Annotated in this window: 21 protein-coding genes; 13 read left to right on the forward strand and 8 right to left on the reverse strand. The window is 33.4% G+C overall.

Annotation, left to right across the window (positions count from 1 at the left end):
- Positions 1–476: 476 nt before the first annotated feature.
- Both Q0770_RS11510 and Q0770_RS11515 read left to right on the forward strand, forming a co-directional pair.
- Positions 477–1,583, forward strand: coding sequence for a heparan-alpha-glucosaminide N-acetyltransferase domain-containing protein (locus Q0770_RS11510; RefSeq protein ID WP_299117088.1), 1,107 nt, complete (start codon positions 477–479; stop codon positions 1,581–1,583).
- 14 nt (positions 1,584–1,597) lie between these two features.
- Positions 1,598–2,494, forward strand: a complete 897-nt coding sequence (locus tag Q0770_RS11515) for an alpha/beta hydrolase (RefSeq protein WP_299117090.1) — start codon at positions 1,598–1,600, stop codon at positions 2,492–2,494.
- Here Q0770_RS11515 and Q0770_RS11520 read toward each other — a convergent pair.
- Together Q0770_RS11520 and Q0770_RS11525 are read right to left on the reverse strand one after the other, a co-directional pair.
- Positions 2,491–3,441 carry a phosphoribosylaminoimidazolesuccinocarboxamide synthase gene (locus Q0770_RS11520; RefSeq protein WP_299117092.1) on the reverse strand — a complete coding sequence of 317 codons (951 nt, stop codon included), beginning with the start codon at positions 3,439–3,441 and terminating at the stop codon, positions 2,491–2,493. The two genes, Q0770_RS11515 and Q0770_RS11520, sit on opposite strands and share 4 nt — an antisense overlap.
- Positions 3,441–4,394 (reverse strand): PhoH family protein, encoded by a 954-nt coding sequence (locus Q0770_RS11525; protein ID WP_188374482.1) that lies wholly within the window; start codon positions 4,392–4,394, stop codon positions 3,441–3,443. Before Q0770_RS11525 ends, Q0770_RS11520 begins: the two co-directional genes overlap by 1 nt.
- A 110-nt stretch (positions 4,395–4,504) precedes the next feature.
- Here Q0770_RS11525 and Q0770_RS11530 point away from each other — a divergent pair, with 110 nt between their 5' ends.
- The 6 genes from Q0770_RS11530 (at position 4,505) to dnaN (ending at position 9,810) form a co-directional block, all read left to right on the forward strand.
- Positions 4,505–5,341, forward strand: a complete 837-nt coding sequence (locus Q0770_RS11530) for an S-adenosyl-l-methionine hydroxide adenosyltransferase family protein (protein ID WP_188374483.1) — start codon at positions 4,505–4,507, stop codon at positions 5,339–5,341.
- A gap of 2 nt (positions 5,342–5,343) precedes the next feature.
- On the forward strand, positions 5,344–5,640 hold the full coding sequence (locus Q0770_RS11535) for a putative quinol monooxygenase (RefSeq protein WP_299117099.1): 297 nt from the start codon (positions 5,344–5,346) through the stop codon (positions 5,638–5,640).
- A 37-nt stretch (positions 5,641–5,677) separates the two neighbouring features.
- Positions 5,678–6,400, forward strand: a complete 723-nt coding sequence (gene gldF, locus Q0770_RS11540; protein WP_299117101.1) for a gliding motility-associated ABC transporter permease subunit GldF — start codon at positions 5,678–5,680, stop codon at positions 6,398–6,400.
- A gap of 3 nt (positions 6,401–6,403) precedes the next feature.
- Entirely contained in the window at positions 6,404–6,898 is a 495-nt protein-coding gene (locus Q0770_RS11545; RefSeq protein ID WP_299117103.1) for a hypothetical protein, read from the forward strand.
- Entirely contained in the window at positions 6,885–8,561 is a 1,677-nt protein-coding gene (gldG, locus tag Q0770_RS11550; protein WP_299117105.1) for a gliding motility-associated ABC transporter substrate-binding protein GldG, read from the forward strand. Before Q0770_RS11545 ends, gldG begins: the two co-directional genes overlap by 14 nt.
- Positions 8,562–8,691: 130 nt before the next feature.
- Positions 8,692–9,810 carry a DNA polymerase III subunit beta gene (dnaN, locus tag Q0770_RS11555; protein WP_299117107.1) on the forward strand — a complete coding sequence of 373 codons (1,119 nt, stop codon included), beginning with the start codon at positions 8,692–8,694 and terminating at the stop codon, positions 9,808–9,810.
- A 69-nt stretch (positions 9,811–9,879) separates the two neighbouring features.
- Here the strand turns inward: dnaN and Q0770_RS11560 are convergent, their stop codons facing one another.
- On the reverse strand, positions 9,880–10,218 hold the full coding sequence (locus Q0770_RS11560) for a DUF4870 domain-containing protein (protein ID WP_370454718.1): 339 nt from the start codon (positions 10,216–10,218) through the stop codon (positions 9,880–9,882).
- Positions 10,219–10,362: 144 nt separating this feature from the next.
- Entirely contained in the window at positions 10,363–11,754 is a 1,392-nt protein-coding gene (mnmE, locus tag Q0770_RS11565; RefSeq protein ID WP_299117111.1) for a tRNA uridine-5-carboxymethylaminomethyl(34) synthesis GTPase MnmE, read from the reverse strand.
- 117 nt (positions 11,755–11,871) lie between these two features.
- Here mnmE and Q0770_RS11570 point away from each other — a divergent pair, with 117 nt between their 5' ends.
- A complete protein-coding gene (locus Q0770_RS11570) occupies positions 11,872–13,023 on the forward strand; it encodes a TlpA disulfide reductase family protein (RefSeq protein WP_299117113.1) in 1,152 nt (383 codons plus the stop codon).
- Between the two features lie 45 nt (positions 13,024–13,068).
- On the opposite strand, the gene Q0770_RS11575 is transcribed toward Q0770_RS11570, so the two are convergent.
- Positions 13,069–15,120, reverse strand: a complete 2,052-nt coding sequence (locus Q0770_RS11575; protein ID WP_299117115.1) for an HD family phosphohydrolase — start codon at positions 15,118–15,120, stop codon at positions 13,069–13,071.
- 113 nt (positions 15,121–15,233) lie between these two features.
- Between Q0770_RS11575 and Q0770_RS11580 the strand changes: the two genes are divergently transcribed.
- A complete protein-coding gene (locus tag Q0770_RS11580) occupies positions 15,234–16,412 on the forward strand; it encodes an acetyl-CoA C-acyltransferase (RefSeq protein ID WP_299117117.1) in 1,179 nt (392 codons plus the stop codon).
- Between the two features lie 9 nt (positions 16,413–16,421).
- Positions 16,422–17,171 carry a C40 family peptidase gene (locus Q0770_RS11585; protein ID WP_299117119.1) on the forward strand — a complete coding sequence of 250 codons (750 nt, stop codon included), beginning with the start codon at positions 16,422–16,424 and terminating at the stop codon, positions 17,169–17,171.
- A gap of 44 nt (positions 17,172–17,215) precedes the next feature.
- Here the strand turns inward: Q0770_RS11585 and Q0770_RS11590 are convergent, their stop codons facing one another.
- Complete coding sequence (locus tag Q0770_RS11590) at positions 17,216–18,490, reverse strand: lipopolysaccharide assembly protein LapB (protein WP_299117122.1); 1,275 nt, start codon at positions 18,488–18,490, stop codon at positions 17,216–17,218.
- Between the two features lie 26 nt (positions 18,491–18,516).
- Complete coding sequence (gene gyrA, locus Q0770_RS11595) at positions 18,517–21,045, reverse strand: DNA gyrase subunit A (RefSeq protein ID WP_299117124.1); 2,529 nt, start codon at positions 21,043–21,045, stop codon at positions 18,517–18,519.
- A 259-nt stretch (positions 21,046–21,304) separates the two neighbouring features.
- On the opposite strand from gyrA, the gene Q0770_RS11600 reads away from it, so the two are divergent.
- Entirely contained in the window at positions 21,305–23,860 is a 2,556-nt protein-coding gene (locus Q0770_RS11600) for an ATP-dependent Clp protease ATP-binding subunit (protein ID WP_299117125.1), read from the forward strand.
- Between the two features lie 51 nt (positions 23,861–23,911).
- On the opposite strand, the gene hutH is transcribed toward Q0770_RS11600, so the two are convergent.
- Positions 23,912–25,462, reverse strand: coding sequence for a histidine ammonia-lyase (hutH, locus tag Q0770_RS11605; protein WP_299117126.1), 1,551 nt, complete (start codon positions 25,460–25,462; stop codon positions 23,912–23,914).
- A gap of 125 nt (positions 25,463–25,587) precedes the next feature.
- Between hutH and Q0770_RS11610 the strand changes: the two genes are divergently transcribed.
- Positions 25,588–26,967, forward strand: coding sequence for a thioredoxin family protein (locus tag Q0770_RS11610; RefSeq protein WP_299117128.1), 1,380 nt, complete (start codon positions 25,588–25,590; stop codon positions 26,965–26,967).
- Positions 26,968–26,982: the final 15 nt, after the last annotated feature.

A 26,982-nucleotide genomic window follows, 5' to 3' on the forward strand; every position in this document is an offset into this window, starting at 1 on the left:
TTTACAACTAGTCTACACTTATAACACTATTTTATCATTTATTACATTAGGCATGATATTTCCGATAGATTTTATTTAATTCATACGCACAAAGCATAGTCGAGACTCTTGGCTACAATATCAAAACAAAACGCAAACGAAATGAAATAAATGATTAACTATGAATGATAATTTTAAAGAAATGTACAGTTTTGAACCTTTATTAATAGTTTGGACAATTCTAGTTTTTGCATTCATATTTTTTGTGTTAAGATTCTTTTATAAACTTTTAAAAAAATAAATACTGCCTACAACTAGGTATATAAAAAATAGCAGTTAAAAGCTGAACGAAAGGTTTAGTTCTTTTCTGCTATCTTTGTTTTAGCTTGAAAATGGCAGCGTTTGCTCTGTTACTTTTCTTATACTAGACCGATAAGCGTAACTCTAAACCCTATTAATTCCCAAAATCCTATATTTACGTTACCAACATCATTACTTTGAGTACCAATCAACGTCTTTATTTTATAGATGCCGTCCGTGCATTTGCCATTTTAATGATGCTACAAGGGCATTTTATAGACAGCTTGCTTGCTCCTGAGCATCGTGACATGTCTCATGTGGCCTACAGAATCTGGTCTTATTTTAGAGGGATTACAGCACCTACATTTTTTACCATTTCGGGTTTAATATTTACCTATCTTTTACTTAAAGCCAAAGAAAAAGGCACAGAAAAACAGCGTATGCGCAAAGGCCTTAACCGTGGACTCATGCTTATTGGCATTGGGTATTTGCTACGTATGCCCTTTTTAAGTTGGTTATCTGGACATTTTGGCAACACCTACTTTTTAGTTATCGACGTGCTACAAATTATCGGTTTGTCTTTAATGTGTATTGTGGGCTTGTATTATATCTGCTTTAAAAATGCAAGACTATTCGCTATGATGAGCTTTGCCATAGGTTTTACGATTTTTGTTTGTGAGCCATTGTACAGAGCACTCACTTTAGAAAACGTGCCGCTTATTTTTGCAAACTATGTGTCCAAAGCCAACGGCTCTGTATTTACCATTATTCCTTGGTTTGGTTATATGGCGTTTGGCGCCTGTATTGCTACAGCGTTTTATAGACATTTAGAGAAACGCCACTTTAAAGCTGTGATGGTTGCTCTGTTTATTCTTGTAGGTTACCTCTTAATTGAGTGGTCATCTCATGCGCTTTTCTATCTTACCAAATGGACAGGTATTGAATTGTTTTTAGACGCGTCTAACTATAACTATTTGTTTTCGCGTTTAGGAGATGTGTTGCTATATTTTGCTTTTTTCTATGGCTTAGAGCGTTTCCTAAAGCCGCCATTATTACTAAAGATTGGCCAGAAAACTCTATCGATATATGTCATCCATTTTATTATCATTTATGGTAGTTTTACGGGTGTTGGCTTAAGTCAATTGATTGGTAAAACCTTATCGCCATGGCAAGCTGTTTTTGGAGCCGTGTTGTTTTTGATCGTGGTTTGCTTTATTTCGTTCTATTATGTGCGGACTAACGCCTATATTTATGGAAAATTGAGACAATTGTTTTACAAACTGAAAGGAACACCAAAAGCATAACGACAGATAGATTTATGAAGTACAGAATTATTGCTTTCCTTATTGTTTTTGGTTTACAGTCTGCTTTTGCACAAACCGAATATTTAGATTCGCTATACACGGTTGAAAAAACCACACATACCTATCATAAATTTAATAGAAAAGATAGTTTACAACTCGACTTCTACAAACCTCAAGGCGTAGACAAAGACTTGCCACTGCTACTCTATATCCATGGTGGAGGCTTTTCTGGTGGTGAACGCAATGATGCCAATACACAGCAATTTGCAAATGCCATGGCAGCCAAAGGGTATGCCGTAGCGTCTATTTCTTATCGTTTGATTATGAAGAAAAAAGGCTTTGGTTGCGATACCAAGACTAAGGATAAGATTGAGGCTTTTGACACTGCAGCTGACGATATTAGTTATGCCATAAAACACATTATAAAAAACAAATCGACGTTTCATGTTGATGAAGATAACGTAGTGATCTCTGGTACAAGTGCTGGTGCTGAAGCGGTGTTGCATTTGGCCTATGTTTACGAGAGCAAAATATTACCAAAGAAATTTAAATTAGCCGGTGTTATTGGCATGGCTGGAGCCATTACAACCTTGGACCAAATAGATGCGGATAAAGCCATACCAACACAATTGTTCCATGGTACAAATGACAATTTGGTGCCTTATCATATCGCAGCGCATCATTATTGCAGTCCAGATGCAAAAGGCTATATGATTTTACATGGTTCTAGAGCTATTGCAGACCGATTAAAAGGTTTAGGGAAACCCTATTTCTTATTTTCCGTAAATGGTGGTACGCACAGTTGGTCTGGCATACCAATGAGTAGATGCATTATGGAAGTGACCGATTTCCTTTATAATGATGTGTTGAATAATGCAAAGCGCCAAACAGAACGAACAATCGGATTTTAACTTTTGAGGTATTCTAAAACATTAGCTTCGATACGCTTTTGAATATCCGACACATCTGCCTTTACAAAAGTTTGTCCTGTAATATTCTCGTAAAGTTCAATATAACGTTCACTAACCGTCTCGATATAGTCATCTGACATAAATGGAACGGTCTGCCCTTCTAAGCCTTGAAATCCGTTAGAAATCAGCCATTGACGTACAAACTCTTTAGAGAGTTGCTTTTGGGCTTCTCCTCTACTTTGACGCGCTTCATAACCATCCGCATAAAAATAACGTGAAGAATCTGGTGTATGAATTTCGTCAATGAGTACAATTTGACCATCTTTAGTTTTACCAAATTCGTATTTGGTATCGACTAAAATCAAACCGCGCTTTGCTGCGATTTCTGTTCCGCGCTGAAACAGTTTTTTGGTGTAATCTTCAAGAATCTCATAATCCGCTTCAGAAACAATACCACGTTTCAAGATATCTTCTCGTGAAATATCTTCGTCATGGTCACCCATTTCGGCTTTGGTAGCAGGTGTTATGATAGGTTCTGGAAATTTATCATTCTCTTGCATCCCATCTGGCATCGCAACGCCGCAAAGCATTCGTTTTCCTAGTTTGTACTCACGAGCCGCATGACCAGACATATAACCACGAATGACCATCTCTACTTTAAAGGGCTCACACAAATGACCCACAGCAACATTTGGGTCTGGTGTTGCCACTAACCAATTTGGTACCAAATCTTCGGTGTCTTTCATCATTTGAGTGGCAATCTGATTTAAGATTTGCCCTTTGTACGGAATGCCTTTTGGCATCACCACATCAAAAGCAGATAAACGGTCGGTAGCGACCATTACCAATTGATTGTCATTGATATTATAAACTTCTCTTACTTTTCCTTTGTAAACACTTTTCTGATTTGGAAAATTAAAATTGGTATCTATAATTGTGTTGCTCATTAATCTCTATTTTCAATTTCTTTATAAGCAGAAATCACTTTCTTCACTAGTTTATGACGAATCACATCTTTGTCATCCAAGTAAATCATACCGATACCATCTACATTTTTAAGAACTAAAAGGGCTTCTTTTAATCCAGAAATGGTACGTCTTGGTAAATCTACCTGACCAGGATCACCGGTTAATAAAAACTTAGCGTTTTTACCCATACGCGTCAAAAACATTTTCATTTGGTTATGGGTTGTATTCTGACCTTCATCTAAAATTACAAAGGCATTATCTAGCGTACGTCCACGCATAAAGGCCAAAGGTGCAATTTGTATGGTACCTTTCTCGATATAACTTGCTAATTTCTCCGCAGGAATCATATCACGCAATGCATCATATAAAGGTTGCATATAAGGATCTAATTTTTCCTTTAAATCTCCAGGTAAAAAACCTAGGTTCTCTCCAGCTTCTACAGCTGGCCTTGTGAGTATAATTCGTTTGACTTGCTTGTTCTTTAAAGCTTGTACTGCTAGAGCGACGCCAGTATATGTCTTACCCGTTCCGGCAGGACCAATAGCAAAAACCATATCGTTTTTACGCATGCTCTCTACCAATTTACGTTGATTAGCTGTTTGCGCTTTTATTAGTTTTCCGCCTACGCCATGCACAATAACTTCACCACTTTGTTTTGAGGTGTTATAATCATCACTGGTTTGACTCGTTAACACTCGCTCAATAACATTTTCGTCAAGTTTATTATACTTGGCAAAGTGCTTCATAAGCATGGTCATACGACGGTCAAACTCCTCTAGGAGCTCTTCATCGCCATAGGCTTTAATCTTGTTGCCACGAGCAACTATTTTGAGTTTTGGGAAATAGGTTTTTAAAAGTGCAATATTGGCATTTTGAGCGCCAAAAAATTCTTTAGGTGAAATTTCTTCGAGTTCGAGGATAAGTTCGTTCAAAAGCAAGTTGTTTTTAGTAAATATATCAGTTCAATTTTATTAGCTTTGTGCATCAACAAATCTAATAATTTAATCTCTCGATTGGTTAAAAAAATATTAACAATCTGTAAATGCCAATAATAACTTTAACTACTGATTTTGGAGAAAAAGACCACTTTGCAGGCACTGTTAAAGGTTCTATTTACAGTGAGCTTTCTGATGTTAGAATTGTTGATGTTTCGCATTCCATTTCGCCATTCAATATTATAGAAGCGGCGTATACCATACAAAATGCGTACAGCAGTTTTCCTGAAGGCACCATACATATTATTGGTATTGACTCTGAGCTTAGCCCAGAAAACAAGCATATTGCAGTAAAATTAGACGGGCATTATTTTATCTGTGCCAACAATGGCATCATGAGTATGATTTGCCAAGACATTGCTCCAGAAAAAATTGTTGAGATTAATATACACGATAAGATACAGACAAGCTTCCCAGTTTTGGACGTTTTTGTAAAAGTGGCTTGCCATATTGCAAGAGGTGGAACACTTGAAGTGATTGGAAAAGTTATTAACAATATAAAACCAATCAAGTATTTAGTGCCGTTTGTTAATGACGAAAAAACACAAATTATTGGTACTGTCATACACATTGATAATTATGGAAATGTGATTACTAATATTAAGCGCAAATTTTTTGAAGGCGTGCAAAAAACACGCAATTATGAAATAGCAGCTAGAAACTACAAATTTAAAAAAGTACATGACCGTTATGGCGATATTATAAATTTTGATATCCCAGAAGACAAGCGTAATGATGAAGGAAAAGCACTTGTTGTTTTTAATGCTTCAGATTATTTAGAAATCGCCGTTTATAAAAGTAACTGCAGTACTGTTGGAAGTGCATCTACACTGATGGGTTTAAAAGCAATGGATACCGTAACTGTTAGTTTTGATAAAGTGTAAAGATGTTAGTAAGGATTGTAAAAATGAGCTTTCAACCTGAAAAAGTAGATGAATTTTTATCTAATTTTGAAGCGAATAAAACAAAAATTAGAACCTTTGAAGGTTGTAATTTTTTAGAATTATATAGAGATCAGAACAATAGTAATATCTTTTTTACGTATAGCTATTGGGACTCTGAAGATAATCTAAATAATTATAGACATTCAGACTTATTCAAAGGTGTTTGGGCAAAGACAAAACCCTTATTTAATGCAAAACCTGAAGCTTGGAGCGTTGATAAGCTCGCTTCGCTCGAATGATAAGTGATAAAGTATAAATGAAAACTTCAGAATTAAAATGCTAGCCATACTAAAAAAAGAAATAAATACATTCTTCGCCTCACCCATCGGTTATTTGGTGATTGCTGTTTTTTTGGTGCTTAACGGTTTGTTTTTATGGGTGTTTACTGGAGAGTTTAATATTTTGGATAATGGTTATGCAGATTTGTCATCGTTCTTTTTATTAGCGCCTTGGATACTTATTTTTTTAGTTCCAGCAGTAACAATGCGCAGTTTTAGTGATGAGAAAAAACAAGGTACATTAGAACTTTTGTTGACAAAGCCTATATCGCACCTTCAAATTGTATTGGGTAAATACTTTGGTTCGTTTTTACTGATTGTTATTGCTTTAGTACCAACGCTACTTTATGTGTATACGATAAGTCAATTAGGAAATCCTGAAGGTAACTTGGATATTGGTAGTACCATTGGCTCCTATTTTGGTCTGTTATTCTTAATTGCGTCTTACACAGCCATAGGCATATTTGCATCTAGCATAACGGACAATCAAATTGTGGCTTTTATCATTGCCATTTTTATATGTTTTGTATTCTACTTTGGCTTTGATGGTATTGCTAGTTATAATCTTTTTGGTTCTGGGTTTAATATAGAAAGTCTGGGCATGTCTTCGCATTATAAAAGCATGAGTCGAGGTGTTATAGACACCAGAGATTTAATCTATTTTATGAGTGTTGCAGCATTTTTTATAGCATTAACCAAACTAAATATTAAAAAGAACTAGGCTATGATTATAACACCACTTTTAGTCATACTTATGCTAGTCGTTTTTGTACTACTTTTTCTGTTTTTGAATACTGTAGACAAACGCAAATGGTTAACAGGTCTAATTAGTTTAATATTAACACCTTTAGCCTATTTCTATCTGTTATATCCGTTTATAAATATTATTAGTAATTACCACCACCAAAAGTATTTTGATGCTAAAGCTTGGGCTGAAAAACCAGCACTGCGCTATGAGATGATAGATTTCACTATTGAATCTGACACTCTTAAAGGAAAATCAAAAACCGAAATTGAAACGCTTTTAGGAAAAGCTGAATGGCTATCATGGGACGATGCCAAAAAGGCGCATGATAATAACAAATGGAATTATGGTTTAGGCATAGAACCTGGAGCATTTACAGAAGAAAAAAGTAATGTAGAAATTACATTCAGTAATAATAAAGTAGCAGGTTTAAAAACCTATACAGAACCTATAACTTTTGATGAAAAAGAGTAAATCAAAAATCATATATATAGTTTCAGTTCTTGTAGCTGTTATTGCTTTAAATGTAATTGGTAATAGCATCATCTATAAGCGTTTTGACTTAACAAAAGACAAGCGTTATACACTTTCTGAAACCGCCAAGTCTATTATTGATTTGGCTGACACGCCACTAATTATAGATATTTTTCTAGAAGGAAATTTGCCATCAGAATTTAAATTATTACAAACTGAAACCAAACAACTTATTGAAGAGTTTCAGACACTTAATCCTCTAATAAAAGTTAATTATATAGATCCGTTAGAAGACGAAGCCAATCGTGATAATATTATTCGAGAATTGACTAAAACCGGATTAGAACCTTACGTAAATAGTAAAAAAGTAAGTGGTAAAATTACTCAAGAACTCCTTTTCCCATGGGGATTTGCAAGCCATAAAGGACGTACTATTAAGATACCATTGTTTAAGAAAAGTGTTGCTGAAGATTTACAAACACAAATGGCAAATTCTATTCAGCAATTAGAATATAATTTTGCAGATGCCTTTGACCAATTAACAACAAAAAAATCAAAAACAATTGCCGTATTAATTGGCAATGGACAATTAGGTGATTTATATGTTACAGATTTTTTAAGAACAATTCAACCTTATTACAATTTAGCCCCTTTTACATTAGATTCTGTGGCTAGTAATCCACAGGTAACTCTAAACCAAATAAAACAATACGATTTATTGATTTCTGCAAAGCCATCTGAAGCATTCACAGAAAACGAAAAGCTTGTTTTAGACCAATATACCATGTCTGGTGGCAAAAGTTTGTGGTTAACAGAAGGTGTTTTTATGGATCGTGATAGTTTGTATAATGAATCTGGTTCATCGGTAAGTATTGCAAAAGATTTAAACTTAAATGATTTTTTCTTTCAATATGGCGCCAGAATTAATCAGAACTTAGTCAAAGACTTGTACTCTGCGCCTATTCCATTAGCTATTGGCGAAGGTAGCGATACTCAATTTCAACCCGTACAATGGCAATATTCACCTTTAGCATCTTCTAATACAAATCATCCAATAAGTGATAATGTAGATTTGGTAAAGTTTGATTTTGCAAGTCAGATAGACACTTTAAAAAATGACATAAAAAAAACCATTCTACTACAAAGCTCTGAGCGCACAAAGTTAGAAGGACCATTAAAAACCATCTCTTTAGCATCTGTAACGCAACAACCAGATGAGGAAAATTATAATCAAGGTAAACAGACATTAGCTGTTTTACTCGAAGGTGAATTTAATTCTGTATACAAGAATAGAGTTTTACCATTTGATGTAGAAAACTTCCAAGAAAATGGACAACCAGCAAAAATGATTATTATCTCTGATGGTGATGTTATAAAGAATGAAGCTTCAAAAGGAAGACCACTTGAATTAGGTTTTGAACGTATTACTGGTCGAACGTTTGGCAATAAAGAATTTTTGCTCAATGCTGTTAATTACCTTTTAGACGATACTGGACTTATAAACATTAGAACAAAATCAGTAGAAATTGCATTTTTAGATTCTGATAAAGTCGAGAAGCAAAAAAGTACATGGCAGTTTATCAATATTGCTTTACCATTATTACTATTAGGCATTTTTGGATTAATTTTTAATTATTTCAGAAAACGTAAATACGCCAAATAAACGTCTTGTTATAAGAATAATTTTACGATTTTTGAAGCAATGTTTTGTTAATAAGTTTGTTTCATAAAAACAAGTGATTAAGATATATTTGTAAGGATTAATGATTCGCTAAAAAATCGAAAGCATACAGATGAAATTTATAGTATCAAGTACATATTTACTAAAACAACTTCAAGTTTTAGGCGGTGTAATTAATAGTAGTAACACCTTACCCATTTTAGATAATTTTCTATTTGAATTAAAGCAATCAAGCCTTACGGTTTCTGCCAGTGATTTAGAAACAACCATGTCATCTAAAGTAGACGTAGAAAGTGACTCTGAAGGTAGTATTGCTTTACCAGCACGTTTATTATTAGACACATTAAAGACATTTCCTGAGCAACCCTTAACGTTTGTTGTTGAAGATAATAATACTGTTGAAATTAGCTCTAATCATGGTAAATATGCGCTGGCATATGCTGATGGTGCTGAATTCCCAAAAGCTGTGGCGTTAGATAACCCAAGTACAACAAATTTGGAAGGTGATATCTTAGCGACTGCCATTAGTAAAACAATTTTTGCGGCTGGTAATGATGATTTAAGACCCGTTATGAGTGGTGTGTTCTTTCAGTTTTCACAGGATAACTTAACCTTTGTGGCTACAGACGCTCACAAACTAGTAAAATATACACGCGAAGATGTTACTGCAGATGCTGTAGCAGAATTTATTATGCCAAAAAAGCCTTTAAATCTTCTAAAAGGTATATTAGCAGGAAGTGAAGAATCTGTAACTATTGAGTATAATGACTCTAATGCAAAATTCACGTTTAACAATTCTGAATTAGTATGTCGTTTAATTGATGGTAAATATCCTAATTATGAAGCGGTTATCCCAAAGGAGAATCCTAATAAATTAGTTATCGACCGTACACAATTTTTAAACTCCGTACGCCGTGTGAGTATATTCTCAAATAAAACAACACATCAGATAAGATTAAAAATTGCTGGTGCAGAATTAAATATTTCTGCTGAAGATATTGATTACAGTAATAAAGCAGAAGAGCGTTTAAGCTGTGATTACCAAGGCGATGATATGCAAATAGGTTTTAACTCTCGTTTCTTAACTGAGATGATTAACAACCTTAATGCAGATAATGTACAATTAGAAATGAGCTTACCAAATCGTGCTGGTATTTTAACTCCAACAGATGGTTTAGACGAAGGCGAACATGTGACAATGCTTGTTATGCCAGTGATGCTTAATAATTAAAAAGCTATTAAATAAATGAAAAAGGCTCACCTCTTGGTGAGCCTTTTTGGTATCTCTGTAATAAAATAACTAACTAACAAAATTAAGAGATAATGGGTAGCTAGGTGGTTCTCCATTACTAGCTTTTATAGCGTTTATTATTGGAAATATTAATGAGAATAAGCCAACAAATATTAATACTAAAATTCCGATACCAAACAATAATATGAGCGGTACACTAATAATACAGTAGACAATAATGCTCAACTGAAAATTAATAATTGCCTTACCATGAGTATCCATACCTTGTACTCTATCCTTTTGAGTCGCCCACAATATTAAAGGCACAATTAAGCCGCCAAAACCTGTAAAACAAGTTAGTAGTTGGCATAAGTGCGTAACAACTAATAATTGGTTGTCTCTTCGCATTGATACTTCGTAATAATTAGATTCCATGATTTGCAATTTTAAATATAGGACGCCAGCACTTTAAAAATGTTACAAAAAAGAATAAAAAAGTAACGATATATAGACTGCATATTACTGAATATTAAATTAGAAAACCTATCAGTATTACTTTCCGATACAGAAATTAGCAAAGATATTCCCCAACAAGTCATCTGTAGTAATTTCGCCCGTAATCTCGCCAAAATGATATAAGGCTTGACGAATATCTATGGCCAACAAATCACCTGAAAGTCCCATTTCAAGATCAGATTTCACTTTGTTGATTTCTTCAAAAGCCTTTAAAAGTGAGTCGTAGTGACGTGTGTTGGTAACTATTGTTTCATTATTTCGAAGTGCACCAGTATTTACAAATCCAGTCAATTTCTCTTTTAATGCTTCTACACCAATTCCAGTTTTAGCTGAAAGCAAGTGAAGATTTTCAAATTGAGATTGTAACTTCTCTAGTTCATTATTGGTTAGTTTATCAATTTTATTTGCAATAATTATCAAAGGTTTTTGAGGGAAACGATTTTTAATTTTTTCGATTTCAATCTTCAAACGTTGGCTTTCAGTTTTAAACTCTTCAGCAGAAAATAACAGAACAACCACCTGAGCTTGCTCCATTTTTTCAAAAGTTTTTTTGATGCCTATACTTTCAACGACATCTTCGGTTTCTCGGATACCAGCAGTATCAATGAATCTAAAGCCAATACCACCAATTGAGATTTCATCTTCAATTGTATCACGTGTTGTTCCTGCTATATCACTAACTATAGCTCGCTCTTCGTTTAAAAGTGCATTAAGTAAGGTGGATTTACCAACATTTGGCTCACCAACGATTGCAACAGGTATTCCATTTTTAATGACGTTACCAACTGCAAAACTATCTATGAGTCGTTTTAATACAAATGATATTCTATCAATGAGTTCTTTAAATTGAGTTCTATCAGCAAACTCTACATCTTCTTCAGCAAAATCTAATTCTAATTCAATCAAAGATGCAAAATTCATTAGCTCTTCTCGAAGTTTAGCAATTTCTGATGAAAAACCACCTCGCATTTGCTGCATTGCTATTTGATGTGATGCAGCATTATCACTAGCTATTAAATCAGCTACCGCTTCGGCCTGACTTAAATCTAACTTGCCATTTAAAAAAGCCCTTAGAGTAAACTCACCAGCATCAGCCATACGACAGCCAGTTCTAAGAAATAACTGAATAATTTCTTGTTGTATATATTGGGAACCATGGCATGAAATTTCAACAACATTTTCTCCTGTATAAGAATTTGGATTCTTAAATATTGAAACCAAAACTTCGTCAATCTCTCGAGTTCCATCAATAATATGACCAAGATGTATTGTATGAGATTTTTGATTAATTAAAGATTTATTATCCTTTACAGACCTAAAATGCTTGTCAACATACCTTATAGCATCTTTACCCGAAAGTCTTATTACAGCAATAGCACCACTTCCAGAAGCTGTGGCTAAAGCTACAATTGTATCATTATTAATCATGTAGTTTTCTTTAAGACAAAAATAACGCTTTTACTTTTTTAAGATATAATTTACACTAGTATATATAATCTCTTAAGGCTAACTTTTTATATTTGTGGAAGAATTAAAAAATGAATTATGAAAAAATTGATTTGCATCGCTTTTTTAAGTTTATGCGTTTTAGCTTGTAAAAAAGAACAGCGAACTGACTATGTTATTAATGGAACAGCAAAAGGACTCTATAATGGTATTAGAGTTTATTTGAATACAATGGATGAACGTGGAAGAATGACCGCAGTAGATACTGCTATTGTCATGAATGAGTCTTTTACTCTAGATGGTGTGGTAGAAAATCCTTCACTTCACTATCTCACTGTAAATGGTGTTAATGGTCGTTTACCCCTCATTATTGAAAATGCAGAACTGGAGCTTGTTATTGATAATAAAATACTCACAAACTCAACTCTTAAAGGATCAGAAGGAAATGATGTATATGCCAATTATGAAATAAAATTAACTGAGCTCAAAAACAACTTAGTTAATGCTACACAAAACTATGAACAGTCAAAATTTTTAAGAGATTCTGCAAATATTGATAATGATAAAAAAATAGTTGAAGAATTAAGAGCAAAGTTTAATGATTTCCCTTATGAATATATTGAAAGCAACAAAAACAGCTATGGTATTCTTCCAATTTTAAAAACCCAATTAAATTCTAGAAGCCTAGACCCTAATAAGTTTTTAGCAATATATGACAAAATTGATGGGAGCATAAAAAATTCTAAAGAAGGGAAAGCTTTAGAAGAAAGAATAAATCTTATAAAAGCAAAATTAGAAGCCGAAAAAGCAACAGCAATCGGAGTAGTTGCTCCTGAATTTTCTGCGCCAAATCCTGAAGGAAAAATTGTGGCCTTAAGTGATGTTGTTTCAAAAGGAAAAATTACAATTATAGATTTTTGGGCTGCTTGGTGTGGACCATGTAGGCGAGAAAATCCAAATGTTGTTAACGTATATAATAAATATCATGACAAAGGTTTAGAGATTATTGGTGTTGGATTAGATGGTAGGCGTGGGCAACAAAATCCAAAAGAAGCATGGATAAAAGCCATAAAGGATGATAATCTAACTTGGCATCAAGTATCTAACCTAAGATACTTTGACGAAATTGCAAAACGTTATAACGTGGGCTCTATCCCGTCAATGTTTGTTTTAGATAGTGAAGGTAAAATTGTTGCTAAGAATTTAAGAGGATTGGCTTTAGAAAACAAAATTGCCGAATTATTGAACTAGCCAATTATAAATTATAAATAAAAGTCAGCTATTAAGCTGACTTTTTTATTCAGGATATTCAATCCTTAAATGATAAATATTAGCCAGTTTTAATTTAAGCACACGTTTGATGGCTTCTATGTCTTTAAAGGTGATATCGGCATTTAAAAATTGTCCCATTTCTACTTGCTTATTTATAATATTCTCAACAAACTCATTGATTTTTGTACTAGTAGGAGACTTAAGGCTCTTAGAAGCTGCTTCTACACTATCGCACATCATTAATATTGCTGTCTCTCTACTAAAAGGTTTTGGACCTGGATAACAGAAATCTTCTTCTTTAGCAAACTCATTAACCGCCAATTCCTTTTTATAAAAATAGTATACCATACTTGTTCCATGATGTGTCCTTATAAAATCTATAACACGGTCTGGCAAGTTATTTTTCTTAGCTATCTCAATACCATTTATTACATGGTCGATTATTACCGAAGCACTTTCATTAGAAGACAGTTCGTCATGTGGGTTTATACCTGTAGATTGATTCTCTGTGAAAAATGTAGGGTTTTTCATTTTACCAATGTCATGATATAACGCTCCTACTCTAGCCAGCATAGCATTTGCACCAATCTCATTTGCTGAAGCCTCTGCTAAATTAGCAACATTCAATGAATGATGAAATGTACCTGGTGCTTTATTTGACAATTCTTTTAGCAGTTTAGTATTAGTATCTGATAGCTCCAATAATGATACGTCTGACACCAAACCAAATAATTTTTCATAGATATATATTAATGGTTGTACAAAAAGTGTCGCCAAACCTCCAAGGACAAATAGACCAAAAGTTTCCCATTTTATATTAGAAATTTGCCCTTCATGAATTACAAAAAATGCAAAATAAGCTATAATATATATTAAGGTGATTTGTCCAACAGAAATAAAAAGATTGGCTCTCTTATATAATTCTGAAACTGTTAGAATAGTAACGATACCTGCAATTATTTGTAAAAACATATACTCGTAACTATTTGGCACAATAAAGCCTAACAGCAATACCGTAAGAACATGCGCAAAAAGACCCAATCTAGCATCGAAAAATGCCTTAAGAACTAATGGCAAAATACATAATGGTACAACATACAGATATTGCGAATTATAATTGATAACAATAGTTGTAAGTATTACCATTACAACAATATTAAAGAAGATAAATGTGACCTTAGTATTATTAAGAAATACATCCGAGCGATATTTCCTAAGAAAGAGTAATAACATTAAAAGTGCTAAGGCAACTAATAATGTATACGCCATAATTACCCAATTATAATTACTAGAACTCCAAACTTGAGACTCATATTCTGACTTTAAAGAATCAAGAATATTAAACTGATTATCCTCTACAACTTGCCCTTTAGAAATTATTAAGGTGCCTTCAGAAACCAAACCTCTTGTTGATGATATAGTAGAAAGTCTCTCCTCTAAAGCTTTGTCTGTAAGAGATTTATTGAAGCTTACATTTGGTTCTATGATATTAAAAAACAAGGAAACAAAATCACTCTCATACTCTTGAAGGTTATTTTGTCTTAATAATCCTTGGAGATATGGCCGAATATCTGTTTGAGTAAATAAATCTTTAAATTGAATTTTACTTTTCTGCTGATTATTTTCAATGAGTATAATTTGACGATTTTCATCATAATTATAAACAGAATTTAAAACTCCATATTTATAAAGGTCATCTAAAGCTTGTTTTCCTTGATTATATAAAACTAACCTGTTATCAAAACCAGTAATAGAATCTTCAAAAATGGTATTAAACTCTTCAAGATATCTATTGGTAGCTGATGTCTTTATTTTTAAATCAACTTCAAAGTACAGTTCATTATTATCAGTGATTCGTTTTATTTCTTCATCACTTTGAACTTTAGATTTTTTTATAGCAAAATCAAAAGGAGCATATAAATTTTCAGATTGCCAAGGCTTTCCTTTTTCAAAAGAATATCTAAATTTTCCAGTTTTTGGGAATAGATAAACAATAAAAAAAGTTGTCCCTAGTAAAAGAAGCAGCTTATATATTAGCGCATGGTTACGGTACCATTTATTTACAAGTTCATTCATAGGCAATCAAATGTAATAAATATATGTATTTTGAGGTTTGTTTAAGGAAGATTTCATTATCAAATCTCTCAAAAATCATTAAATTCGCATCAGCAAAATCAATTTATAGTAAAATGGACAAACAAGTTGTAATAGTATCAGCCGCAAGAACTCCAATAGGTAGTTTTATGGGTGCTTTATCTACTGTTGCTGCGCCAAAATTAGGTGCAACAGCAATAAAAGGTGCGTTAGATAAAATAAATTTAAACCCCGAACTGGTTGAAGAAGTATTAATGGGTAATGTTGTCCAAGCTGGTACTGGACAAGCTCCTGCTAGACAAGCAGCTATATATGCTGGTATACCTGATTCTGTCCCTTGTACAACTATAAATAAAGTTTGCGCATCTGGCATGAAGGCTATTATGCAAGCTGCTCAAGCTATTCAGCTTGGGGATGCAGATATCGTAGTTGCTGGCGGAATGGAAAACATGAGTTTAATACCTCATTATTATCATGCTAGAACAGCAACAAAATTTGGACCTACTACTTTCGAAGATGGTATGCAAAAAGATGGTCTCGTTGATGCTTATGATAAAAATGCTATGGGTGTATGTGCCGATGCATGCGCAACAGAATATGATTTCTCAAGGGAAGACCAAGATGCATTCGCTATTCAATCTTACGAACGTTCAAAAAACGCATGGGAATCAGGAAAATTTAATAATGAAGTTGTACCCGTTGAAGTCCCACAAAGACGAGGTGAACCAATTATCGTTGACCATGATCAAGAATATACTAATGTGAAAATGGAAAAAATTCCAGCATTAAGACCAGCCTTTACAAAAGAGGGTACGGTAACTGCTGCAAATGCCTCTACAATAAATGACGGTGCAGCAGCAATGGTATTAATGAGTAAAGAAAAAGCTGAAGAATTAGGTTTAAAACCAATAGCAATCATAAAAAGTTACGCTGACGCCGCACAAGAGCCAAAATGGTTTACAACAGCACCTGCGAAAGCATTACCAAAAGCATTATCTAAAGCCAATCTAAGTATAGATGATATAGATTTCTTTGAGTTTAATGAAGCCTTTTCTGTTGTTGGGCTAGCAAATATGAAAATATTAGATTTAGACGACAGTAAAGTAAACGTTAATGGAGGTGCAGTATCATTAGGTCATCCGCTTGGGTGCTCTGGAGCCAGAATTCTTGTAACTCTAGTAAATGTATTAGAACAAAATAATGCAAAATATGGAGCAGCTGCTATTTGTAATGGTGGTGGCGGAGCTTCAGCATTAGTTTTAGAGCGTTCTTAAAATCTATTTATGCAATACGGAATTTGTAATCTTGGAATTGTTCCAATGCGTTTTGAATCTAGCGATAAATCAGAACTTGTATCACAGGTTTTATATGGTGAAGTTTTTAAGGTTTTAGAAAAACGTAAAAAATGGAGCAGAATTCGTATTGCTTTTGATAAATATGAAGGCTGGATAGATAATAAACAATATCTAGAGATTAATGAAGAAAATTACAAATCAATAGCTAAAGCTCAGCCCGTATTATCTTCAGATTTACTAGAATATATCTCGGACAAAAACGGTAATATATATACAATTCCACTTGGCTCATCTCTTAATGGTCTAGAATTGTTAAATCATAAATTTGATGGCAATACACTATTCGAAATACAGGATAAATCAGACCTAATTAAAACTGCATTTCTATACCTCAACGCTCCATATCTATGGGGCGGAAAAACACCTTTTGGTATAGACTGTTCAGGTTTTACGCAAATGGTTTATAAAATAAATGGGGTTAAGCTAAAACGTGATGCTTCAGAACAAGCAGCACAAGGTGAAGCTTTAAGTTTCATTGAAGAAAGTGAGCCTGGTGATTTAGCATTTTTCGATAATGCCGAAGGTAGCATTATTCATGTTGGTATTATTATGGAAGATAATTATATTATTCATGCACATGGAAAAGTAAGAATAGATAGACTCGATCATAGTGGCATATACAATGTTGAAACCAACACACATACTCATAAGCTTAGAGTCATTAAAAAAGTGATATAAAAAAAGCGACCAAAATTGGTCGCTTTTTTTATAAAGTGATTTTTTTAATTACCTGTTGCCATTTCATCAATCTTTACTTGCAAATCTTTTGCCTTCTGAGTTTGAAAAGAAGCCTTATATAAACTTAATAAAAAGTTAGCATTATCAAGATTAGGTTTTAATTCAAACGCCTTTTCCAGATAAGGAATAGCCCTATTAAATACTTCTGTCTTCTTAGCTCTTAACTCATCATAACGTCTGTTATCTGCATCTGAAGTACCTAAACTATTCATTTCTTTAACAATTGCTTCTTCCTCAATTGTAATAACATTTGCAATGTTTAAGTAAGCGTCAGCAAATTTTGGATTTTTACTAATAGCTTCTTCAAAATATTTAATAGCAGTTTTGTTTTCGCCAATTTCCATAGCAAAGAATCCAAAATTATAAAGATTTACGGGATCATCACCGACTAAATCTTGAGCTTCATCCAATAATTTTTTCATTTTTTCTTTATCATCAGAAGCTAGATATGCTTTAGCCTCAGCAATAATAAGCTGCATGTCTTTAGGGTTGTAAACTTTTGCCTTAGCAATTAAGTCCAATGCTTTTTCGGAGTTTCCTTGAAAAGAATAAATTAAAGACATATAACGTAAGATATCGCCTTGACGTGAAGGCAACTTTACATCTTTAGGGGAAATATATTGTTTTGATTTTACGGCAGCATCTCTAAAATCTTTACTTCCAAAAGTTTCAACCTCACCGGTTTCCTTCTTTATTGCAGTATAATCAGTACCACCACCTTGGTATTTTAAATCAAGTAATTTTTCGTACAATGGCAATGATTTGTCATATTTTTCAGCATTAAGATATGAAGTTGCTGATGCATATAAAAACAAAGTATCACTAGGAGATAATTTATACGCTCTATAGTAACCATCCCCAGCTACTTCAAAGTTTCTAGATTTAAAAGCAGATTCTGCATTTAAAGCTATAGATCTAAAAATATCACTTTTTATAGTCAAAGCATCTTCAAAATACTTTGATTTTCCAGTTTTTTCCTTTAATGCTATTAAATTTTCAACTGACTCTATTGCTGAATCAATATCAGTATTTAATATTCCTCCATTAGAGTAAAGAGTTTTAGCCTTAAGGAAATAAAATTTATCCTTAGTCTTATCATCCATATTTCCAAGTAAAGATTCTGCAGCTTTAACACTAGCTTTAGCTGTTGCAAAATTATTACTCTTTAACGCTTTCTCGATAGCCTTAATCTCGTTCTTTTGAGCAAACGACATTGAGCCAATTACAAGTGCGCAAATTAAAGTTATTAGTTTTTTCATTTTTAATCTATTAATTTTAGTTATTCTTAGTTTTCAGTTTCATTATTATCAATAGCCGTGCCACCTTCATCAGTAGACTCATTTTCAGGATTTTGACCTTCTAATTCTTCCTCATCTTCATCTTTCATAACCTTAGCTACAGCAGCAATAGAATCGCTTCCTTTTAGGTTAATTAATTTAACACCTTGTGTTGCTCTTCCCATAACTCTTAAATCAGATACCGCCATTCTAATTGCTATACCTGATTTATTGATAATCATTAAATCATCTTCATCTGTAACATTCTTGATAGCTACTAAGTTACCAGTTTTTTCAGTAATAGAAATAGTTTTTACTCCTTTTCCGCCTCTATTTGTAATTCTGTAGTCTTCTAAACTTGAACGTTTACCGTAGCCATTCTCAGAAACCACAAGAATATTACTATCCATATCATTAACAGCAATCATACCTACAACTTGATCCTTATCATTTTGAAGCCTTATACCTCTTACTCCTGAAGCATTACGTCCCATAGGTCGAGTTTTTGCTTCTTCAAAACGGATGGCCTTGCCTGAACGTAAAGCTAACATTACTTGACTTTCGCCGGTAGTTAACTTAGCTTCAAGCAACTCATCATTCTCTTTAATTGTAATGGCGTTAATACCATTAGTTCTAGGACGAGAGTATTGTTCAAGAGATGTTTTCTTTACTTGACCATTCTTCGTAGCCATAATGACATAATGACTATTAATATAATCTTCGTCTTTAAGGTCTTGTGTACAAATGAATGCCATTACCTTATCATCTTGTTCAATATTTATAAGGTTTTGGATGGCTCTACCTTTAGATGTTTTACTTCCTTCAGGGATTTCATAAACACGCATCCAGAAACATTTTCCTTTCTGTGTAAAGAATAACATATATTGATGATTTGTACCAACAAATAAATGTTCTAAGAAATCTTCATTACGAGTCGTAGATGCTTTCTGTCCAACTCCTCCTCTATTTTGTGTTTTATACTCGGTTAGTGAAGTACGCTTAATATAGCCCGCATGAGATATAGTAATTACTACTTTTTCATCCGGTATCATATCTTCGATACTTAAATCTCCACCAGCATACTCAATTAAAGAACGGCGCTCATCACCATATTTAGATTGTACTTCTAATAATTCTTCCTTAATTATATCCATACGACGATCTTTCTTGTCTAAGATATCTTTAAGGTCTTCTATTGTTTTCATTAAAGCATCATACTCTGCTCTTAACTTATCTTGTTCAAGACCAGTTAACTGACGTAAACGCATCTCTACGATAGCTTTCGCTTGTACTTCAGAAAGTTCGAAACGTTCAATTAACTTGTTACGAGCTTCATCTGCATTAGCACTAGCACGAATTAGTGCAATTACTTCATCAATATTATCTGAAGCTATTATTAAGCCTTCGAGTATATGTGCACGTTCTTCTGCTTTTCTTAATTCATACTTAGTGCGACGAACGACAACTTCATGTCTGTGCTCAACAAAATGATGAATTAAATCTTTAAGATTCAACATTTCCGGTCGACCATTAACCAATGCAATATTATTTACGCTAAAAGAAGATTGTAGTGCTGTATACTTATAGAGTTTGTTTAAGACAATGTTAGGAATTGCATCACGCTTTAATACATAAACAATTCGCATTCCATTTCTATCAGATTCATCACGAATAGTAGAAATACCATCAATCTTCTTATCGTTAACTAAATCAGCCGTTTTCTTAATCATATCAGCTTTATTTACCTGATATGGGATCTCATTAACAATAATGCATTCTCTACCGTTAACTTCTTCAATATTAGCTTTACCTCTTAAAACTACACGACCACGACCAGTATGAAAAGCTTCCTTAACACCATCATAACCATAAATTGTTCCTCCCGTAGGAAAATCTGGTGCTTTAATGTGCTGCATTAACTCATCAATCTCTATATCATTATTTTCGATATAAGCCACAGTACCATTGACAACTTCTGTAAGGTTATGTGGTGGCATATTAGTTGCCATACCTACTGCAATACCAGATGCTCCATTTACTAAAAGTCCAGGAATACGTGTTGGTAATACTGTTGGTTCTTTTAACGTATCATCAAAGTTTAGTTTGTGATCAACAGTATCTTTATCAATATCTGCCAGCATGTCTTCAGAAATCTTGCGCATACGCGCTTCTGTATAACGCATTGCTGCAGGACTATCGCCATCAATAGAACCAAAGTTTCCCTGTCCATCGACTAACATATATCGTAAACTCCACTCTTGCGCCATACGTACCATAGTATCGTAAACAGACGTATCTCCGTGTGGGTGATATTTACCTAAAACTTCACCAACAATTCTTGCTGACTTTTTGTGTGCGGTATTAGCTCTAACACCGAGTTCGTGCATGCCGTAAAGTACACGTCTATGCACAGGTTTTAATCCATCCCTCACGTCTGGTAAAGCACGTGACACAATGACTGACATCGAATAATCAATGTAAGCCGATTTCATTTCATCTTCAATGTTAATAGGGATTAATTTTTCGCCTTCTGCCATATTATAAATGTTAATTTATTTACTTAATTTTCGTAACGTGCTAATATAAGTATTTTGTTAGGTTTAGGGCTGTTTTTACGACTTACATTTAGGGGTTTTTATTAACAATTTTTAACGGTATTTTAGTTGATAACTATATAGCACAATATTTTGATTTATAAACCTTTTTTAGTCTATTCGTTAATTTCATATTAATAAGGTATGGTTTTTGCCTTATTCACATTGAATTTATTATTTTTAATGCAGAACGATTTTTAATATGGATGATAATTTTTCACCAAGAGTAAAAGATGTAATTGCCTACAGTAAAGAAGAAGCTTTACGGTTAGGCCACGACTTTATTGGTACTGAGCATTTAATGCTCGGTCTACTCAGAGACGGCAATGGGAAAGCTATAGATATACTAAACTCTTTAGAAGTAGACTTAAATCATCTTCGTAGAAAAGTTGAGATTTTAAGCCCTGCAAATCCAAACGTAACGGTGACTTCTAACGAAAAGAAAAACTTGCATTTGACAAGACAAGCAGAACGTGCACTAAAAACCACTTTTTTAGAAGCAAAACTATTTCAAAGTACATCCATAAATACCGCACATTTATTATTGTGCATATTAAGAAATGAAAACGACCCTACTACTAAACTTTTAAATAAGTTGAAAGTAGATTATGATAATGTAAAAGAAGAATTTAAATCTATGATAACAAACGACGAGGACGATTTCTTAGAAACTCCAAAAGCGGAGTCATTTTCTGATGATGACATGAATGAATCTGATGATAATGCAAAGCAAAACCCTTTTGGTGGCACCTCTCAAAAAGGCAATAAAAAGTCTAAAACGCCTGTTTTAGACAACTTTGGCAGGGATTTGACTATACTTGCCGAAGAAGGAAAATTAGACCCTGTAGTTGGTCGAGAAGAAGAAATACAGCGTGTTTCTCAGATACTAAGCAGACGTAAAAAGAATAATCCGCTATTAATTGGAGAGCCTGGTGTTGGTAAATCTGCTATTGCTGAAGGTTTGGCTTTACGTATTGTAAAACGAAAAGTATCTAGAACTCTATTCAACAAACGTGTAGTAACTCTTGATTTGGCAAGTTTAGTTGCTGGCACTAAATATCGAGGTCAGTTTGAAGAACGAATGAAAGCTGTTATGAACGAGCTTGAAAAGAATGATGATATTATCCTTTTTATTGATGAAATTCATACCATAGTTGGTGCTGGTGGTGCAACAGGAAGTTTAGATGCTTCTAACATGTTTAAACCTGCTTTAGCAAGAGGCGAAATACAATGTATTGGTGCTACTACTCTAGATGAGTATCGACAATATATCGAAAAAGATGGCGCTTTAGAACGTCGTTTTCAAAAAGTACTGGTTGAGCCGACAAGTGTTGAGCAAACTATCGAAATACTTAACAACATTAAAGGTAAATACGAAGAGCACCACAATGTAAATTATACGGATGAAGCTATCGAGGCTTGTGTGAAATTAACTAACCGTTATATGACGGAACGTTTTTTACCAGACAAAGCTATTGACGCTTTAGATGAAGCTGGTTCTCGAGTACATATCACAAATATTGATGTGCCAAAACAAATCATTGAGCTTGAGAAAAAGCTTGAAGAAGTAAGGGAAACAAAAAATAGTGTTGTAAAAAAACAGAAATACGAAGAAGCTGCTAAACTTAGAGATGACGAAAAACGGATTGAAAAAGATTTAGCACTAGCTCAAGAAAAATGGGAAGATGAAACAAAGCTTCATCGCGAAGTTGTTTCCGAGGAAAATGTCGCTGATGTTGTCTCAATGATGACAGGTATTCCTGTAAATAAAATTGCTCAGACAGAAATTAATAAGTTGGCCGAATTACCTAACTTAATCAAAGGTCGAGTTATCGGTCAAGATGAAGCTGTTAAGAAAGTTGTAAAAGCTATACAACGTAATCGCGCAGGTCTTAAGGATCCAAACAAACCTATTGGTTCTTTTATATTTTTAGGCCAAACAGGTGTCGGTAAAACACAACTGGCAAAAGTATTAGCCAACGAATTATTTGATAATGATGACGCACTCATAAGAATTGATATGAGTGAATACATGGAAAAATTTGCTATTTCTAGATTAATAGGTGCGCCTCCAGGGTACGTTGGTTACGAAGAAGGTGGACAATTAACCGAAAAAGTAAGACGTAAACCTTATGCCGTTATTCTTTTAGATGAAATTGAAAAAGCGCATCCAGATGTATTTAATATGCTGTTACAAGTACTTGATGATGGCTATTTAACAGACAGTCTTGGCCGCAAAATCGATTTTAGAAATACCATAATAATTATGACTTCTAATATTGGTGCACGTAAACTAAAAGATTTTGGAACCGGTGTAGGATTTGGAACCTCCGCAAAAGAATCTCAAGCTGCTGACCATGCAAAAGGCATTATTGAAAATGCATTGAAAAAAGCATTTGCACCAGAATTCTTAAATAGAATTGATGATGTGGTTGTTTTCAATACACTAGAAAAAGAAGACATCAATAAGATTATTGATATCGAATTGGTGAAATTAATTAAGCGTATTAAAGATTTAGGCTACGAGTTAAAGCTGTCTAAAAAAGCTAAGGACTATATAGCCGATAAAGGTTTCGATTCGCAATATGGAGCTAGACCTTTGAAAAGAGCTATTCAAAAATATATTGAAGATGCTTTAGCTGAAGAAATTATTAACTCAAAAATCCAAGAAGGTGATACAATTTCTATGGATTTAGATGAGAAAAATGATATCTTAAAAATTAAAGTGAAATCTTCGAGTGAGACTAAAGAGTCATAATTTCTAGGATTTATAATTTTAAAAAGCCATTTCAGATGAAATGGCTTTTTTTTATTCATTTTCTAAAAGACTTGCTTTTATACCATAATCATTCAAAAACAATTCAAAGTCATTGATATCATATTTCTTCAAAAACTGAATGGTTTTTTCAATATCATCATGTAAAATTTCATCTTTCTTGATAAATGGCACTTCTTTCCTATAGGCTTTCAAAAATAATTCTATAAAATTAGAGGACTTAAATGGCTTTCTAAATTCCATAGCTTGTGAGGCATTAAACAATTCTATAGCAATAATACGCTCAACATTCCTAATCAAACTATACGCTTGTGTTGCTGCATTTGCGCCCATGCTTACATGATCTTCTTGACCATTACTAGAGACAATACTATCGATACTAGCAGGTGTTGCTAATTGTTTATTAGCACTTACAATGCTTGCTGCTGTATATTGCGGAATCATAAAACCAGAGTTTAAACCTGGATTATCTACAAGGAATGCTGGCAAACCACGTAATCCAGATACTAACTGAAAAATACGCCGTTCAGAAATATTACCAATTTCTGCCATGGCAATCTTTAGATAATCAAAGGCTAAAGCCAAAGGCTGACCATGAAAGTTTCCAGCTGAAATTATTTCATCTTCATCTGGAAAAATATTTGGGTTGTCTGTTACCGAGTTTATTTCAGTAATCATGGTTTTTTCAACAAAATCAATGGTGTCTTTTGTAGCGCCATGAACTTGAGGAATACATCTAAAAGAATATGGGTCTTGAACATGCTCTTTTTCACGATTAATCAACTCACTATCTTTTAAAAATTCTGTGAAACGACGCGCTACTTTTAACTGTCCAGCATGTGGTCTAATCAGATGAACCAAATCATTAAACGGGTCAATTCTTCCGTCAAATGCATCTAAAGAAATACTCGCAACAATATCTGCCAAATATGAAGTTTTATGTGACAACAACAAACAATACACACCGTAAGACGTCATAAACTGTGTACCATTTAATAAAGCCAAACCTTCTTTAGCTTCTAATTTTATTGGCTTCCAATTAAATTTCTTTAGAACTGTAGTTGTATTTACCAAACGGTTTTGGTAAGTCACCTTTCCTTTACCAATTAAAGGCAAAGACAAGTGGGCTAAAGGTGCTAAATCTCCTGAAGCACCTAAAGAGCCTTGTGTGTATACAAACGGAAAAATATCATTATTGAAAAAATCGATTAAGCGTTTAACTGTAGATAACTGCACACCACTATGACCAAAACTCAAAGATTTAATTTTGAGTAATAACATAATCTTGACAATAACTTCAGGGACTTTGTCACCTGTACCACAAGCATGAGACATTACTAAATTCTCCTGTAGCTTTGTTAAATCTCGCTTTGAGATTTTCACATTATACAATGAACCAAAACCAGTATTTATGCCATAAAAAGGTTTGTCATTTTCAGAAAGCTTAGAATCTAGATATGCTTTAGATTTTTTTATATTACTAATAACATCATCTGAGAGTTTAATCTTTTTATGATTAAAAATGATATCATTAATATCTTTTAGCGTTAGTTTAGAACTGGAAATTGAATAGTATTTAGCCATCAAATCATATTTTAGTCAAAAGTGATTATATCTTTTATACTATGCAAAAAATGTTAATAATTAATCAACGAATAAGATTGTGACTATTAAAGCGTTAAATTCGTAATACCAAAAAAATTAAACCAATGAAAAAAATAGTATTAATTCTTTGCATAATGTTGATTGTATCCTGTAAAGAAGACCAAAATGATTATGCCATAATATCAGGTACTTTTAAAAATACAAAAGCGAAAGAAATTATAATTTCTAAGGGTAAAACCGAATTCAAATTAGCAATTAATGATGACGGAACATTTAGCGATACTCTAAAATTAAAAGAATCTGGTTTTTACAATTTATCAATAGGGAGACAGCCAATTCCAATATACGTGGCTTTTGGTGACGATTTAAAAATTTCAGCAGATGCTAAATCTCCTAAATTAGAAATGAATTTTGAAGGTATAGGTGCTGAAGAGAACAATTATTTAATGTCTAAAGTTGGTGTTAAGGGCTTTGCAGATAAAGGTGCAGAGACACTATTCTCTTTGGATGAAGTTGCTTTTAAAAATAAAATAGAGAGTTATAAAAGCGAGAATCAAAAAGTTCTTGAAGGTTTAAAGAATGTTGACACTAAGTTTATAGAGCAAGAAAAAAATAATCTTACATACGAAACGCTTTCACTTTATAATGACTATGAAAACGGTCACTCATACTTTACTAAAAAAAGGGATTTTGAAATTTCTGATGAGTTTCTTCCAGAAAATTTAAAAACGATTGTTTTTGACAAAGTTATTGATTATGAAAACTCTGGAGCTTATAAAAAGCTAGCTTTAAACTCTTCATTAGATGCAGTTTTTAATAACATTGAAAGTCCATCAGATGTGAAGCCTACTGATTTGAGTTCTATAGCAGAAATAAAGATTCCTGCTCTTAAAGATGATGTTATAGGTTATGCAGGGACTATGCTTATGTCTCCTGCTAACAATAATATGGAAGGCGTCTATCGGTTTTTATTAGACCATGTAACAGATATAGAAATTAAAAAAACTTTGACATCTACCTATGACAAAAATAAAAACCTATTAAAAGGCATGCCTTCACCAGAATTTGTTAATTATGAAAATAATGCTGGAGGTGAAACATCTCTAAAAGATTTAAGAGGTAAATATGTCTATGTAGATGTTTGGGCAACTTGGTGCGGACCTTGTATTGGAGAAATCCCTTCTCTTAAAAAAGTTGAAAAACAATACCACGGAAAAAATATAGAATTTGTCAGTGCATCTATTGATACGCCAAACGCATATGACAAATGGAAGTCTATGATTAAAGAAAAAGAATTAGGCGGTACACAATTATTAGCAGATAATGCTTGGCAATCTAAATTTGTACAAGATTATGCCATTGATGGTATACCAAGATTTATTTTAATTGATCCAGAAGGCAATATTGTTAGTGCTGATGCACCAAGACCTTCTAATCCAGAGTTAGTAACTATACTGGACTCTGAACTTAATAAAACCAAATAACATATTATAATTACT

Origin of the sequence: uncultured Winogradskyella sp. (assembly GCF_947501905.1) — a bacterium.
Classification (GTDB): domain Bacteria; phylum Bacteroidota; class Bacteroidia; order Flavobacteriales; family Flavobacteriaceae; genus Winogradskyella.